Source organism: Actinoplanes sp. NPDC049265 (genome assembly GCF_043197135.1).
Taxonomy (GTDB): domain Bacteria; phylum Actinomycetota; class Actinomycetes; order Mycobacteriales; family Micromonosporaceae; genus Actinoplanes.
Genome location: NZ_JBICSP010000007.1, coordinates 186,084 through 201,993 on the forward strand (window position 1 = coordinate 186,084; position 15,910 = coordinate 201,993).

Below are 15,910 nucleotides of genomic sequence, written 5' to 3' on the forward strand. Positions count from 1 at the left end.
GCGTCAGGGCGCGGGGGTGTGTGCGAGCCACGGGGCCAGGGCGGCCTCGACGGCGCGGCGGATGGACTCCTGGTCGGCGGGCGTCTGGGGGTCGCGCAGGAGGACGTAGAGGGCTCCGCCCACCGCGCCGGCGAAAGCGCCGGTCAGGGCGGCGGCGTTCAATTCGTCGAGGTCGTCGGGGAAGGCCTCGGCGAGGCGGCGGGCGATCTCCATCTGGGCCTCGCAATAGACCTGCAGGGCGCGGCCGCGGACCGACGGGACCTCGCGGATCAGCCGGTTGCGCAGCTCGGCCAGGCCCTCGACCAGGTCGCCCTCGTCGTCGGCGCGCTCCCAGGCGCGCAGCAGGATCTCGGCCGGGCGGTCGCCGGGGCGGCGGGACTCGATGGCCTCGATTGCCGCCCGCAGCCGCGGATCGGTCTCGGGGAAGAGCAGTTCCTCCTTGGTGGCGAAGTAGCTGAAGAACGTGCGCGTGCCGATCTCGGCGGCGGCGGCGATGTCGGCGATCGTGGTCCGCTCGTAACCGTGCCGCTCGAAGAGGTCGCTGGCCGCGGCGACCAGGGCATGCCGGGTGCGGGCGCGCTTACGGTCGCGGACGCTCATGGGCACAGACTATCGCCGTACGCCCGGAATGGCAGTGAATGCATTTCGGCACTCGTTGCAATTCTGCACTGAGTGCGACTACGGTGGCCGGCATGACACCTCAGAAAGTGCTGATCGTGGGGGCGGGGGTCGCGGGGCCGGCGCTGGCCTACTGGCTGACCCGGCACGGCTTCCGGACGACGGTGGTGGAACGGGCCAGTGACCTGCGCTCGAGCGGCAACCCAATCGACGTCAAGGGTCCGGCCGTGCCGGTCGCCGAGCGGATGGGCCTGATGCCGAAACTCCGCGGCCTGGCCACCCGCGCCACCGCGATCACCCTGCTCCACCCGGACGGCCGGGCGTTCGCCCGCACAGCCCTCCCGACCGGCGACGCGGCCGGTGTCGAGCTGGCCCGCTCCGACCTGTCCTCGGCCCTCTACGAGACCGCGCGGGACGACGCCGAGTTCGTCTTCGGCGACAGCGTCACCCGGATGCACCAGGACCCGGACGGTGTCGAGGTCACCTTCGGCCGGTCCGCGCCGCGCCGGTTCGACCTGGTCGTGGGGGCCGACGGCATGCACTCGACCACGCGGCGTCTGGTCTTCGGGCCGGAGACGGAGTTCGCCACCGACCTGGGCATGTACGTCGCGACCGTGCCGCTGCCACCGGAGGCCGTCGACCTGCCGCACGACATGGTGCTGCACAACACGCCGGGCCGGCTGCTGGCCATCCACCCCGGGCGGGACAACCCGCTCGCCCTGTTCGTCTTCCGCGGGCCGTCCGCCGACGGGTACGACCGGCACGACACCGACCGGCAGAAACGGCTCCTGACCGAGGCCTACGCCGGGGTCGGCTGGCGGGCGCCGGAGCTGGTCGAGCGGTTCCGCACTCACCCGGCCCCGTTCTTCGACGCGCTCAACCGGGTACGCATGGCGAGCTGGTCACGCGGCCGGGTGGCGCTGCTGGGCGACGCGGCGTCCAGTGTGGCGCTGTTCGGCGACGGGTCCAGTCTGGCCGTCGCCGGCGCGTACACCCTGGCCCAGGCCCTGGCCGAGCACCCCGGTGACCACGCCCGCGCGTTCGCCGCCTACGAGACCCGGCACCGGCGCGAGACCGACCCACGCCAGCGCCGCATCCCGCCGATCATCGCCGCCCTCATCCCCCGCACCGGCCGCGGCGTCGCCGCCCGCAACTGCACCGCCGGCGCCGCCCTCCGACTCTCCCGCCGCCGGCTCACCCCGCTCGCCGCGGTCGGGTGACCGAGCCCGGCTCGGCGGCTCGCTCCGACCGGCCGAAAACCCCGGTGAGGTGACTCACTCCGAGAGGTACGGCTCAGTCACGAAGTCGATGAGGCGCTCCATCGCATTGATCAGCGGCGTCTCCACGTCCTTGTAGCTGTCCACCGAACCGAGAATGCGACGCCACATCTCGTACGGCTCGCGGATCCCGACCGCGGCGCAGACGCCCTCCTTCCAGGGGCGTCCGGGCGGGATGACCGGCCACTCCTTCAGTCCGACCCGCTCGGGCCGCACGGCCTGCCAGACGTCGATGTAGGGGTGGCCGGTGACCAGCACGTCGGGGTCGGTCACGGACGCCACGATGCGGCTCTCCTTGGAGCCGGGCACGAGATGGTCGACGAGTACGCCCAGCCGCGCCCGGGGCCCGGGACCGAAGGCGCGCACGGCACCGGGCAGGTCGTCGATGCCGTCCAGCGGCTCCACGACCACGCCCTCGATCCGCAGGTCGTCACCCCAGATGCGTTCGACCAGGGCGGCGTCGTGGACACCCTCCACCCAGATCCGGCCGGCCTTCGCCACCTGGGCCCGCACGTTCGCCACCGCGGTCGAACCGGACGCCGTCCGCGTACGCGCCGGAGTTGGTTGAGCCGGCGCCGGCTTGCGCAGCGTGACCACCCGGCCGTCGAGGAGGAACGCGGCCGGCTCCAGCGGGAAGTTGCGACGCTTGCCGTGCCGGTCCTCGAGCACGACCGCGCCGTACTCGAATCCGACCACCGCGCCGCAGAACCCGGAGTCCACATCCTCCACCACCAGGTCGCGTTCGGCGTCCACCTCGGGCACCACCTTGCGCCGCCGCCAGTTCCCGGCCAGCACGTCCTCCCCATACATGGGACGCACGGTAACCCGCGTCCGCTGACACGCCGAAGGTGACGCGCGATCGCCGCCGGGTTTACGAGTGCCGGAACCTGTGAGTCATCTCATCGGTTCCGAGGTGACGGCCGCGACGCGAAACGGCGTCAGCAAGTCAGTCGAGACAAGGCTGTCGGACGACACGTACCCTTGCCGCATGTCCCCCGCAGCCAACGCGACCACCCTCACCGCGCGCCGGTCCACCCGGTTCGTGACCTGGGTGCGCGCCTGGCGGGCCGGACTCGTGCCGTTCGACGAGCTCGACTCCGAGATCGCCGGCGACGAGGAACATCTGGTCGCCGACGCGCCCGGCACGTGGACCGACGTCCCGCTGGCCCAGGCCCTGCCCGCCTTCGCCAAGCTGCACCCCGACGAGATACGCCTCGTCCTGCCCGCACCGGGCGACCCGCGCGGCCTGCCCGGCCCGGGCCCGCTGACCGGCGCGGCGATGCTCGCCGGCGAGGCGGTGATGGCGCCCGAGTTCGGGATCGTGCCCGAGGTGCGTACCCACACGTCGGGGTCCGGCGTCACCTTCGAGACCGTGCTGTGGCGGGTCATCCCCACCGACTCGTACCGGCCGGGTTTCCAGATCGGCGCGGCCGAGGCCGAGCAGGAACTGACCCAGGCGCTGACCGCCGCGACCGCCGCCCTCACCCGGCTCGACGTGGCCCAGTGGCGGCCCGAGCTGGCCGGCGCGTTGCAGGCGCTGCGGCGACCGGACAGCACGGCCACGCTGCCGGCGGGCTTCGATCCGCGGGCACGCCGGGTGTTCGCCCGGGCCAGCGTGCTCGACCAGGTGCTGGCGCTGGCCGAGCACAACGCGCCGGGCGGGGCCGTCAACACGTACGAGGCCCAGCAGCGCGACGCGGCCTTGCGCCCGCTCACCGCGGCCTGCCGTCAGGCTCTCGTCGCGGCCTGCAACTCACCGCTGGGCTGACCGGCCGTGCAGGATCGTCTCGCGCACTGCACGTTCTGCGGCGCCCGGTTCACCCCCAACCAGGCGTGGCCGCGGCGCTGCGCCGCCTGCGGTGAGATCAGCTACCGCAACCCGCTGCCGGTGGCCGTGGTGGTCCAGCCGGTCGGCGCCGGCCTGCTGGTGATCCGGCGTGGCATTCCGCCGGCCCGCGATCGGCTGGCTCTGCCGGGCGGGTTCATCGAGGTGGGCGAGACCTGGCAGGAGGCGGCGGTACGGGAACTGCGTGAGGAGACCGGCGTCGACCAGGACGCGGCCGGCGTCCGCCTCGTCGACGCGCTCAGCGCCCTCGACGGGATGCTGCTGGTCTTCGGTGAACTCCCGCCCCTTCCGTCCCTGCCGTCGTTCGTCCCCAACGACGAGACGCTCGGGCTCGAGGTGATGACCGGCCCGGCGACGCTGGGTTTCCCGCTGCACACCGAGGTCGCCAACAACTGGTTCGCGCGGCGCGACCGAGTCGCTACCGTCTGATTTCCTCACCTGGCGGCGTACGCGTCCGATCTTCCCGGCGCCCACCAGTCACCCAGGCGAAGGTTGCACGGACGCACATGACCTCTCACCTGCGGCTCCGCCGCGTCTCCACCGCCCTGCTGGCCGCCCTCACCGGTGCCGGCGTCGCCGCCCAGGCCGCCGCCGTACCGGCCCAGGCTGCCGCCACGTCGACCCGGGGCGCCACCTTCTCGGCTCAGGCCGCCACCGTCTCGGCCCGGGGCGCCGCCGCGCCGACCGGGCGCTACATCGTGGCGCTGAACCCGACGCTCGGACTGACCGCCGACTCGCTCGGCGACGCGGCCGCCCGGCTCGTCGGCGACCGGGTCGGTGACACGCTGGCCGGCGTCTCCGGGTTCACGGCCACGCTGACCGCGCAGGACGCCGCCCGGATCGCCGCCGACCCGGCCGTCACGCTGGTGGAGCCGGACCGGCGCGTACACGCGGCCGGCACCCAGCTCGACCCGCGATGGAACCTGGACCGGATCGACCAGCGGTCGGCCACCCTCAGCCACACCTACACGCCGCTGAGCGCGGCCTCGACGGTGCACGCGTACGTCATCGACACCGGCGTCTGGCTGACCCACGACCAGTTCCGGGGCCGGGCCAGCAGCGGGTACGACTTCGTCGACAACGACAGCGACGCCACCGATTGCGACGGGCACGGCACGCACGTGGCCGGCACCATCGGCGGGCGCACGGTCGGCGTGGCCAAGGGAGTGCGGCTGGTCGGCGTACGCGTGCTCGACTGCCAGGGCGGCGGCTGGACCTCCGACGTCATCAAGGGCATCGACTGGGTGACCGCGCACGCCAAGAAGCCGGCCGTCGCCAACATGAGCCTCGGCGGCGACCCCGACCCGCTGCTGGAACGGGCGCTGACCAGGTCGATCGCGTCGGGTGTCACGTACACGGTGGCGGCCGGCAATGAGGGCGCCAACGCCTGCCTGTCCTCCCCCGCCCGGGTCCCAGCCGCGATCACGGTGGGCGCCACCGCGTCGAACGGCCGCCGCGCCTCCTTCTCCAACTACGGGAAGTGCGTCGACCTCTTCGCCCCCGGTGTCGGCATCGTCTCGTCCTACCCGGGCGACTACAACGGCGACAACTCGATGTACGCCACCATGGACGGCACCTCGATGGCCAGCCCGCACGTGGCCGGCGCGGTCGCGATGCTGCTCGCCGCCAGCCCCGCCCTGACCCCGGCCCAGGTGACGTCGCGCCTGCTCGCCAGGGCCACGAAGAACGTGGTGACCAGCCCCGGCAACGGCTCGCCGAACCGGCTGCTGTTCACCTCGCCGCCGCCGGCGGCCGCGCACATCGCCACGGCGACCCTGCCCGCCGCGGCCAAGGGTCACGCCTACCGGCAGCAGCTGGCCCGCTCGGTCAACCTGACCGGGGCGTGGACGCTGGCCTTGGGCACGATGCCGAGCGGGCTGTCGCTGTCCCGGTCCGGGGTCCTCTCCGGCACGCCGGCGCAGACGGGCACGTTCAAGCTGCGCGTCCGCTTCACCGACTTCGTCCCCCACGCCGCCGAACGCACTCTGACCCTCACAATCACCCCCTGACTCCCACCCCACACCCAGTGGTAGCCCAGAGCGGCGTGGGCTACCGCTGGGTGCGGTGGGGTAGCGGAAGGCGGCACGCTGTGGGGTTGGGCCGCTCACGCAGCTGGCAGGGAGCGAAGCGACCGTTCTCTGGCGGGAGCGACGGTCGGGACCACGACGGACCCGAGCACGGAAAAAGCCTTTGAATTTCAGGCGCGGCGGCGAAGGAACCATGCCCCGGCCAGCGCGATGACGCCGGCGTCGACGGCCCAGGTGGCGCCGTGATAGAACGCCGACCGAACGGGGTCGGGCCGGCCGAGGCCGTGGCGGAATCCGAGCGCGCCCCCGGCCACCGCGGCCACCGCGACCACCGCGGTCACCACCCGCCCGCGCCTCCACCGGGCCGGCGGGGCAGGCGCACGGCGACGCCACGCCCACCAGCCGATCGCCACGGCACCGCCGGCACCGCCCAGATATTGCGCCCATTCGTACGCCGCCAGCGGACCGGCCGTCGTCCGCAGCGCCGGGACCAGCCGGACGCCCCAGCCGCCCTCGTGGGTGAACGCGTCCCACACCACGTGGGTGAGCGCGCCGAGCCCGACGCCGGCGACCACCCGTGCGGCGTCGGCGCGGGCCAGCGTGACCCGGCCGCTGATCGCCGGCGGGGCGTACGCACGGACCGCCGGCCCGACCACCCGCAGCCAGGCCTCGTGCACGAGCAGCCCGGCGGCGACGTCGACCGTGACGACGCCGAGGAACCGGTGGCTCAGCCGGCGGCCGTACGGCGTCGGGACGTAGAACGGCAGGTCCGGCACCATGCTGCCGATGACCAGCGCGGACAGTGGCAGCGAGGACCGGCTGAGGGGCAGGACCGCGGCCGGGTGGGAACCAGTGAACGGCATGAGTCGATCATGCCGCCGGCGGGTCGGTCAGATCTCGGGGATGAGATCGGCGACGCTGTCGATCACGCGGGACGGGCGGTACGGGTAGCGTTCGCTCTCGGCCCGGTCGCTGATGCCGGTCAGGACCAGGATCGTCTCCAGACCGGCCTCCAGCCCGCAGAGCACGTCGGTGTCCATCCGGTCGCCGATCATCGCGGTGCTCTCGGAATGGGCCTCGATCGTGTTCAGCGCCGAGCGCATCATCACCGGGTTGGGCTTGCCGATGAAGTACGGGTCGACACCTGTCGCCTTGGAGATCATCGCGGCGACCGAGCCGGCGGCGGGCAGCGCCCCCTCGTTGGACGGGCCGGTCGCGTCGGGGTTGGTGCAGATGAACTTGGCGCCGCCGTCGATCAGGCGGATGGCCTTGGTGATGGCTTCGAAGCTGTAGGTGCGGGTCTCGCCGAGCACGACGTAGTCGGGGTCGAACTCGGTCAGCACGTAGCCGGCCGCGTGCATGGCCGTGGTCAGGCCCGCCTCGCCGATCACGTACGCCGTGCCGCCGGGCCGCTGGTCGGCCAGGAACTGGGCGGTGGCCAGCGCCGAGGTCCAGATCGACTGCTCGGGCACGTCGAAGCCGACCCGGTTGAGCCGGGCCTGCAGGTCGCGCGGCGTGTAGATGCTGTTGTTGGTCAGGATCAGGAACGGCTTGCCGGACGACTTCAGCTTGTTGACGAACTCGGGGGCGCCGGGCACTGGCACGCCCTCGTGGACGAGCACGCCGTCCATGTCGGTCAGCCAGCTCTCGATCGCCTTGCGCTCGGTCATCGTGGTCCTCTCCGGATCGGCGCCGGGCAGCAGTCGGTCTGACAGATGTCCCAGACCGGGAGGGTACCGAGCCGCCGTTGCGGTGCGTTGTCGGTGCGCTCCCGGACCAGCTCGCGGATCATCTCGACGAAGGCCGGGTGGGTGCCCGGCGTGCCCGCGCGCACATAGCCCAGACCCAGCTCACGGGCGGTTTCCAGGGCCTCGTTGTCGAGGTCCCAGATGACCTCGAGGTGGTCGGAGACGAAGCCGATCGGGCTGACGATGACATCGGTCACGCCCTTGTCGGCGAGGACGCGCAGGTGGTCGTTGATGTCGGGTTCGAGCCACGGGACCTGCGGCGGGCCGGAGCGGCTCTGCCAGACCAGGTCCCAGCTCAGGTCGGGTGCGGCGGCCGCGTGGACCAGGGCCGCGGTCTCGTTGAGCTGCTCGGTGTAGCGGCCGCCGGTCGGGCCCGCGTTGTCGGCCATGGTGACCGGGATGGAGTGCGCGGTGAAGACGAGGCGGGTGGTGGGGCCGGCGCCGATCTCGGCGAGGGCGGAACGGACGGCGTCGACGTGCGGCCCGACGAAGCCCGGGTGGTCCCAGAACTGGCGCAGTTTGGTGATCTTGGGTGCGCGGGGGCCGACGTGTTCGACGGCCGCGGCGATGTCCTCCCAGTATTGCCGGCAGGACGAATAGCCGCCGTACGCGCTGGTGGCGAAGCCGAGCGCCGACTCGATGCCGTCGTCGCGCATCTGTGCCACGGTGTCGGCCAGCATCGGCGCCCAGTTCCGGTTGCCCCAATACGCCGGCAGCGCGACCCCGTTGGCCGCGAAATCGGCCTGGACCGCCGCCAGCAGCTCACGGCACTGCTGGTTGATCGGGCTGACCCCGCCGAAGTGCTGGTAGTGCTCGGCCACCTCGAGCAGCCGCTCCTCGGGCACGCCGCGCCCGCGCGTCACGTTGCGCAGGAACGGCATCACGTCGTCGGGGTGCTCGGGACCCCCGAAGGAGAGCAGAAGAAAGGCGTCGTAGGGCACGAGGCCATTCTTCCACCAGTGGTTACAGCGCTCCGTCGGGCTGTGGACAGGGCCGGTTCCGGGCCACCAGCCGGACGCCTACGCCGACCGCGATCAGCAGGATCGCGAACACCGTCAGCGAGAAGACGTTCGAGCCGGTCCTGGGCAGGTTGTCGCCCCCGCCGCCCGAATAGCCGGGGTAGCTGCCGTTGTCGTTGGGCGGCTGGAACGAGGTCGGCGTGGCCGTCGGGCTCGGCGTGACGCCGGCGGAAGTGGCCACCGAGAGCTGCGCCACCGCGAAGTTGTCGACCGTGTTGCCCTCCGGGCTGGTGGTGCTGATCTCCACCGTGATCGGGTAGGTGCCGGCCGGCACGCTCGACGCGATGTACAGGCTCATCCAGAGCTGGCTCTCGTCGCCGGTGGGCGCGTCCGGGCCGGTGCAGACGACCGTGTTGGCGTCACCGTCGTCGGCCGCGACACAGTCGGCCGCCACCGTCTCGTCCGGGCCGGGCTCGCCGACCGCGTTGGAGGCGTCGAGCAGGATGTCGGCCGCGGTCACCCGGACACCGTCCGGCGGGTCGATGGTGAACCGGACGCCGGACGCGCTGTCGTTGCCCACGTTGCTGTAGGGCAGGCCGAGCCGGACGGTGCCGCCCCGGACCGCCTTGGGCCGCGGGTTCAGGTAGCGGATCTGCAGGTCGGCCCGGGGCGCGCTGACCGTGATGCTGGGCAGCGCGTCGTCGTCCGGCCCGGTGCAGACGTAGTCGAAGCTGTCCTGCCCGACGTTGTCCAGGCAGCCGCCGCTGAGCACGGAGCCGTCGGTCTGGTTGTCGTCGACGACCATCGGGATGGAGACGCTCGCGTCGGCGTCGGCGTCGATGTCCACCTCGCAGGTCACGATCCGCCCGTTGCCGCTGCCGGTGCAGCCGGACGGGAGCGGTCCGTGGGTGGTTCCGGTGGGCAGGACCACGACCAGGTTGTACGGGTACGCGTTGGACGGCCCGTTGTTGTGCAGCGACACCGGCAGCGTGACCGTCTGGCCGGGCGACGCCGGGTTCGGGGTCAGCGCGCCCAGGGTCACCGACACGTCGTACGCCGCCGCGGTCACGCTGGCCAGCAGGCCGCTGGAGTACAGCGGGGTGCTGCTGCCGTCGTCCACCTCGACCAGCGCCCGCCACCGGGCCGAGGCCGTGGCGGTGACGTCCGCCCGTACCTGCAGCTCGATGTTCATCGCGAGGCCGTCGATCAGGTTGACGCCGGTGCACACCACGTTGTCGCTGTTGACCGTGCAGTTGCCGCTGTCCGCGCTGGCGGCGAGCACCGAGAACGTGGGCGGCAGGTTGCCGACGGTCACGGTCAGGTCGGTGATGTCCTGGTTGCCGGTCAGGACCACCCGGGCGGTGTCGTCGGCGCCGGGGGCGACGACCACCCGGTCGTACCCGACGGTGACCGCGTCGGTCAGCGGCGTAGCCAGGGCGAAGGACTCGATCTGGGTGTCGCCGGGGTAGTCGCAGGTCTCGTTGTCGTCGACCGAGACGCAGCCGCCGCCCAGGGGCACGGCCGGATCAGCGTCGTCGTCGATCAGCAGCGGGATCTCCCAGCGCAGGTCGGCGGCCTGCGCGGTCTGGTCGAACCGGCAGGTCAGCACCGTGCTGCTGGTCCGCGAGCAGGCGGTCGCGACCGCGCCGCTGAGGCCGCCGAAGGTGGTCTGCTGCGGCGCCACGATCTTGATGCGCTGGTCGAGCGCGTCGGACGGGCCGGCGTTGTGCACGCCGACGGTCAGCGTGGCCGTGCCGCCGGGGCGGACCGCGCCGGCCAGGTCCGGCGTGTAGGTGACCGGCGCGACCGGCGTGGTGGTGGTCAGCAGCGGTCCGTAGGTCTGCACGGTGCCGTCGGGGACCTCGAGCGAGATCGAGTACGCCGTCCAGGTCACGCCGGCCCGCAGGCTGGAGGCGGTGCTGACGGTGATGGCGATCAGGTCGCCGGTCTCGCCGGCCGGCACGTCGACACCGGTGCAGCGGATCTCGGTGCCGGCGTAGTCGCAGGTCGACCCGGTCGGACCGGCGGCACCGGTGACCGTGAAGCCGGCCGGCAGCGTCTTCGGGATGACGACTGTCGCGTCGGCCCAGGTCTCGTCGGTGTCGGTGCCGACGTACCCGGTGCCGATGGTGCCCGGCGTGGCTCCGCCCGCGGTGGTGCTCAGCGTGATCCGATCGTTCAGGCTCGCGCCGAGCACGATCGGCGGGAACGGCTCGTCCTCGGGCTGCGTACACCGGTTGTCGCCGTTGCGGTCGACGCAGCCGCCGCCGAGCGGTCCGGTCGCGGTGGCCGGCACGGCGATGACCAGCTTGAAGTTGCGCGGTCCGACCGGCAGGTCGAAGGTGCAGACAACGTGGGTGGGCGCGGTCCGCCGGCAGTTGCCGGACAGCGGCGCGGCCGGCGGTACGAACGTGGTGCCGTCCGGCGCCTCGAACTCGACCACCGCGCCCGGGTAGTAGGCCGGCCCCTCGTTGGTCACCGTGATGTCGAGCTCGCCGGTGCCGCCCGGGCGCAGCGTGCCCGGCGCCGGCGGCCGCACCTCGACGGTGAGCTCGTGCTCGGGGTCGCCGATGGTAGCCGCGCGGACGTTGCGGGTGTAGACGTCGCTGCCCTGGGTGACCCGGACCGCGGCGGTCCAGGACCGGCCGGTGACGGCGTCCGGCGCGGCGGTCAGCGCGACCGGGATGATGGCCCGCTGGCCGGCGGCGAAGCTGACGCCGGTGCATTCGATGCCGTCCGCGACCGCGGTGCAGCTCCCGAGGGGTGCCGCGGTGAGGCCTGGAGGCAGTCCGGCGGTGAGGACGCGTACGGTCAGATTGCTGCCGGCCACGTTCGAGCCGATCCGGAAGTTCGTGGTTCCGTCGGTGCCCGGCTGCACCTGCGGGTTGTCCGAGAGCACGGTCAGCGAGTCGCCGAAGTCGACGCGCAGCGCCCAGTCCGGCAGCACGTAGTCGGCGGCGCCGCCGCACTGGCTGTCGCCGTCCAGGTCGACGCAGCCGCCGCTGATCCGGGCCTGCCCGGAGGCGCCCGGGTAGACGTAGACCGGCAGCTGCCAGCTGAACGAGGCGCCGACGGCCAGCGTGACGTTGCAGACCAGCAGGACGTCGGAGTTCTTGTCGCAGGCGCTGTCGATCGGCAGCCCGGTGAGGTCGCCCCACCGGGTGTTGTACGGCGCCTGAATGGTCACCAGCCCGTTGGTCGCGTTGGACGGGCCCTGGTTGGTGATCTGGATCTGGTAGTTGCCGGTGTCGCCGGGCGCCACGGTGTAGTCGGCCGGCCCGGTGGCGGTCGCGGTCAGCGTGTACTGCGGCGCGCCGGTCCGCACCAGCAGGCCCGCCCCGACGGCCACGTCGCCGTCCTGGTTGACCGCCGTGAGGGCGCGGGAGTACCAGGTCAGGTTGGTCGGGGCGCCGGCCGAGACGGTCACCGGCAGGGTGATGGCGGCGCCGCCGGCCGGCACTGTCACACCGGTGCAGACGAACGCGACGCCGACGTTGTACTGGCAGCTGGCGCCGGTGCTGACCTGCGGCATGGCGACGGTGGCCATCTGCGCCGGCTTGCCCAGCAGCGGGATGGTCACCGACAGCCCGCTGATCGTGTGGCCGGCCTGGAGCCGGACGGTGGCGTTGCCGGTGGTGCCGGGCGCGATGGTCACCGGCACGGTCGAGATGGACAGCTCCTGGTTGAACGGCGTGGCCGTGTACAGCGGACCGAGCTCGGGGTCGTCGCCGTCGCAGATCTGGTTGTCGTCCGCGTCCAGGCAGCCGCCGGGCAGGTCGCCGGGCGGGGCGTCGGCGTCCACGATGATCGGCACCTTGAGCACCACCGGCTGGCCGTACGGCAGCCCGAAGGTGCAGGTCCACCGGGTGTCCGAGACCTTCTGGCAGAGGTCCGAGGTGGGCGCGGGCGGGTCGCCGAGCGTGGTGTTGTCCGGTGCCAGGATGCTGACCGGGCCGGGCGGCGCGTCGGACGGGCCGTCGTTGGTGACTGTCACCTCGACCTCGGTGGTGCCGCCGGGCGGCAGCGGGCCGGGCTCGCCGACGTCGACGTTGAAGGTGTAGCGGGGGGCGCCGACCACGGCCAGCCGGCCGCTGCCGGTGATCTGGTCGCTGCCCCGGGCCACCGTGACGTCGCCGGCCGTCCAGGTGGTGCCCTGCACGGCGGCGGGGGTCGCGGCCACCCGTACGACGATCGAGACGGTGCTGTCGTCGGCCACGTCCACGCCGGTGCAGGTGATCCGGGTGCCGGACGTCTGGCAGGTGGCGCCGGACGGCGCGGTCACCTGGGCCACGCTGAGTCCGGCGGGCATCGGGCTGACCGGGATGCCGACGGTCAGCCCGTTCTGGTCGCCGCCGCGGGCGGTGACCCGGACGGCGGCGTTGCCGGCCGTGCCCGGGGTGACCGTCACGGTGGTGTAGCTGAGCGCCACCAGCCGGTCGAACGGCACGCCCATGACCACCGGGTCGAGCGGCTCGTCGTCCGGGCCACAGCCGGGCTGGCCGTCCAGGTCCACGCACCCGCCCGGGATCGGCTCGTACGGGTCGGCGCCGGCCGGCACCCGGAAGACGAAGTACAGCTGTGGGGTGTTCGCGTTCGCGGCCAGGTCGACAGTGCACACCGCGCGGCTGTTGCCCGAGGCGAGCGTGCACCAGCGGGCGGCTTCGCCGGTCAGCGGATCGAAGGTGGTGTTGTCCGGCGCGACCACCGCGAACGAGGCGTCGGTGGCGTCCGAGGGTCCCTCGTTGTGCGCGACCACGGTCAGGGTGCCGGTGCCGCCGGGTTGCACGGTGCCGTCGGCCGGGCCGGTGACCGTCGCGGTCAGATCCCATCGCGGCGGCCCGGCCACGGCCAGGGTCCCGTCGAAGGTGATGGTCTCGACACCGTCGCTGACCCGGATGTCCTGGGCGGTCCAGGAGCGCGGCGGGACCACGTTCGACCGCACCGCGACCGGAACGTCGATCCCGTCCTCCTGGTTCGCCGTCAGGGTCACGCCGGTGCAGGTGATCGCCGTTGCCGTCGCCGTGCACCCGGCGGCCGGCGTCGCGGTGAAACCGGTCGGGAGCTGGGCCAGCGGGACGGTCACGGTGAGCGCGTCCTCGTCGGCGGTGGAGGTGATGCGTACGCGGCCCGTCCCGCTGGTGCCCGGCGTGATGGTCGCGGACTGCGGGTTGACGGTCAGCCGACGCCCCAGCGAGGTGCCCAGGACGATGTCGGCCAGCGGCTCGTCACCGGGGTCGGCGCAGTCGGTGTCGTTGTTGAGGCTGGCGCAGCCGCCCTCGACCGGGCTGTCCGCGTCGCCGGAGACGCGCAGCGGCAGCCGCAGCACCACCGGGTCCCCGTCCACCGGGATGTCGACAGTGCAGCGCAGCGTGGCCGGCGACAGCACCTCGCACAGGTTCACGGCCGGGCTGGGCAGCGGCAGCGGCGCGAACGTGGTGTTCCGCGGCGCCACCACCACGAACTCGGCGTCCACGGCGTCGGACGGGCCGGCGTCGGTGACGTCGACCTCCATCGTGGTGTCCTGGCCCGGGCGGACCGTGCCGGGCGGGGGCGGGACCGAGTCCACCTCCAGGGTCCAGCTGGGTTCGGCCACCACGATCGGGCCGGTCTTCTGGCCGGTGGAGTCGTCGCTGGTCGCGGTGACCGGCCCGGCCGCGACGGCGGTCCAGCTCGCCGTCACGTTCGAGGCCAGCGTCACCGGGATGGTCACGGTGATCGCGCCGTTGGCGGGCACTGTCACCCCGGTGCACTGGATGCCGGACGCGCCGCTGGTGCACTGTCCGGTGCCGCTGGTGGTGGTGACCTGGCCGACCTGGTAGCCGATGGGCGGCGCGGGAATCGCGATGGTGGTGCCGGTGGCCGGGACCATGCCGATGTTGGCCACCCGTACGGTAGGCGTGGCCGTGCCGCCGCCCGGCACCCCGGTGACCCGGTTGATGGTCACGCCGCCGCTGAGGTTGACGTCCGGGTCGGAGACGGTGGCGAAGCGCCCGGTGCCGGTGACCGGTGTGCCGTTCAGCGTGGCTTGGACGTTCTCCAGGTTCCACACCGTGCCCGGCGTCGCCGACCCGGCGGCGGCGACGCGGAAGGTGACGGTGGCCGACTGGCCGGACGGCACGTTCAGCCCGGAGCAGGTGATGACCGCGCCGGAGAGCCCGGTGCACGGGGTGCCGCCGACGGTCGCGGACTGGATGCTGAGCCCGGCCGGCCGGTTGCCGATCGGGATGGTCAGCGCGGTGTTCGCGTCCGACGGGCCCTGGTTGGCCAGGGTCAGCGTGGTGGTGGCGGTCCGGCCGGCGGGCACCGTGACCGGGTCGATGGTGATCGTGCCGCCGCTCTGCGGGGCCAGCACGCTGATCAGGGTGCCGCCGCCGTTGACGTCGATCGTGGTGCCGGCCGCGGCGGCGACCGGTGTGCTGCGGGCCAGGATCGCGGTCGAGCCCGGGGCCCAGTCGGCCGCGGTCGGGGCCGAGCTGTTCACGGTGACCGGCAGCGAGACGACCACGCTGCCGCCGCCCGGGACGGTGACGCCCGAGCAGCGGATCTGGGTGCTGGTCGAGGTGCACTCGCCGCCGCCGGTGACGGTCGGGGTGCCCAGGGTGTAGCCGGTGGGTGGGGCCGGGATGGTGATGACCGTGCCGGGCGCGGCGATGTCGCCGGTGTTGCGGACGGTCACCTGCGGGGTCGCCGAGTTGCCGGGGATCACCGACCGCGCGGTCGTGGTCAGCGAGCCGAGCCGCACGATGCCGGAGCAGACCGACTCGGCCACGGTGACAGTGCCGGCGGCCACCACGGAAAGGCCGCTGAGCAGGTTCAACTGCAGACCCTGCACGGTGTACGTGAGCCGTCCGGTGTTCTGGTCCCAGTCGGCGGTCTGCCGGTTGACCTTTCCGGACAGAACGTTCTGCACGCCGATGTCGGTGTTCACGCCCGGGTTCACGGTGTTGCCGGCGATCCTGAGATTGGCCGCGTCGGTGCCACCGGTGATCTCGGTCGAGGTCGCCGAGCAGTAGGAGTTGACCGCGTCGGCGCCCACGGTGGACGTGCTGAGCAGGTTGAGCCCGAGCACCTCGGCCGAGGCCGAACCGCCGCCGCTCGACGGCTGGGCCTTCGCGGTGATCGCGCCGGTGCCCAGGACGTTCGGGGCGAGCACGGGTACGCCGAGGTTGACCCCGGCCGTGTTGCGGGTGACGGCGGCGCCGCCGGTCGTCCAGTTCGCCGTCGGGGTCGCTGCCGCCAGCGGCGCCAGGTTGTTGAGCAGCGCGATGTTCGCACGCAGGCCCTGGCCCTGGGTGGTGATCGGGCCGGCCGCGGCGTACGCGACCGTCGGTGGCCCGGTCAGGGTGACGGCGAGCAGGACCACTGTCGCGGCCGCGGTCCTGCGCACGAAGGACGGGGTGCCCGGGGGGAATCGCCTACTCGCCACGAGGCGAAA

General features: G+C 73.0%; 10 protein-coding genes. 4 read left to right on the plus strand and 6 right to left on the minus strand.

Translation table 11 applies throughout. The features are described from left to right. Positions 1–3: 3 nt before the first annotated feature. Positions 4–600 carry a TetR/AcrR family transcriptional regulator gene (locus ACGFIO_RS19410; protein WP_392827646.1) on the minus strand — a complete coding sequence of 199 codons (597 nt, stop codon included), beginning with the start codon at positions 598–600 and terminating at the stop codon, positions 4–6. Positions 601–692: 92 nt separating this feature from the next. Here ACGFIO_RS19410 and ACGFIO_RS19415 point away from each other — a divergent pair, with 92 nt between their 5' ends. Next, on the plus strand, positions 693–1,838 hold the full coding sequence (locus ACGFIO_RS19415) for an FAD-dependent monooxygenase (protein ID WP_392827647.1): 1,146 nt from the start codon (positions 693–695) through the stop codon (positions 1,836–1,838). Between the two features lie 54 nt (positions 1,839–1,892). On the opposite strand, the gene ACGFIO_RS19420 is transcribed toward ACGFIO_RS19415, so the two are convergent. Next, on the minus strand, positions 1,893–2,705 hold the full coding sequence (locus tag ACGFIO_RS19420) for a DUF3097 domain-containing protein (RefSeq protein ID WP_392827648.1): 813 nt from the start codon (positions 2,703–2,705) through the stop codon (positions 1,893–1,895). 178 nt (positions 2,706–2,883) lie between these two features. Between ACGFIO_RS19420 and ACGFIO_RS19425 the strand changes: the two genes are divergently transcribed. The 3 genes from ACGFIO_RS19425 to ACGFIO_RS19435 all read left to right on the plus strand — a co-directional run bounded on the left by ACGFIO_RS19425 (position 2,884) and on the right by ACGFIO_RS19435 (position 5,750). Beyond that, the gene (locus ACGFIO_RS19425) at positions 2,884–3,663 is read left to right on the plus strand and encodes a hypothetical protein (RefSeq protein WP_392827649.1); all 780 of its coding nucleotides are present in this window, start codon (positions 2,884–2,886) and stop codon (positions 3,661–3,663) included. 6 nt (positions 3,664–3,669) lie between these two features. Beyond that, on the plus strand, positions 3,670–4,170 hold the full coding sequence (locus tag ACGFIO_RS19430) for an NUDIX domain-containing protein (protein WP_392827650.1): 501 nt from the start codon (positions 3,670–3,672) through the stop codon (positions 4,168–4,170). 77 nt (positions 4,171–4,247) lie between these two features. Beyond that, complete coding sequence (locus ACGFIO_RS19435; protein ID WP_392827651.1) at positions 4,248–5,750, plus strand: S8 family serine peptidase; 1,503 nt, start codon at positions 4,248–4,250, stop codon at positions 5,748–5,750. A 188-nt stretch (positions 5,751–5,938) separates the two neighbouring features. On the opposite strand, the gene ACGFIO_RS19440 is transcribed toward ACGFIO_RS19435, so the two are convergent. Genes ACGFIO_RS19440 through ACGFIO_RS19455 form a run of 4 tightly spaced genes read right to left on the minus strand, consistent with a single transcriptional unit; the run spans position 5,939 to position 15,901 of the window. Next, positions 5,939–6,631 carry a DUF4184 family protein gene (locus ACGFIO_RS19440; protein ID WP_392827652.1) on the minus strand — a complete coding sequence of 231 codons (693 nt, stop codon included), beginning with the start codon at positions 6,629–6,631 and terminating at the stop codon, positions 5,939–5,941. 27 nt (positions 6,632–6,658) lie between these two features. Then, entirely contained in the window at positions 6,659–7,492 is an 834-nt protein-coding gene (locus ACGFIO_RS19445) for an HAD-IIA family hydrolase (RefSeq protein ID WP_392827814.1), read from the minus strand. Beyond that, positions 7,435–8,457, minus strand: a complete 1,023-nt coding sequence (locus ACGFIO_RS19450) for a ferrochelatase (protein WP_392827653.1) — start codon at positions 8,455–8,457, stop codon at positions 7,435–7,437. The genes ACGFIO_RS19445 and ACGFIO_RS19450 overlap by 58 nt, the downstream gene beginning before the upstream one ends. 22 nt (positions 8,458–8,479) lie before the next feature. Next, complete coding sequence (locus ACGFIO_RS19455; RefSeq protein WP_392827654.1) at positions 8,480–15,901, minus strand: hypothetical protein; 7,422 nt, start codon at positions 15,899–15,901, stop codon at positions 8,480–8,482. Between the last annotated feature and the right edge of the window lie 9 nt (positions 15,902–15,910).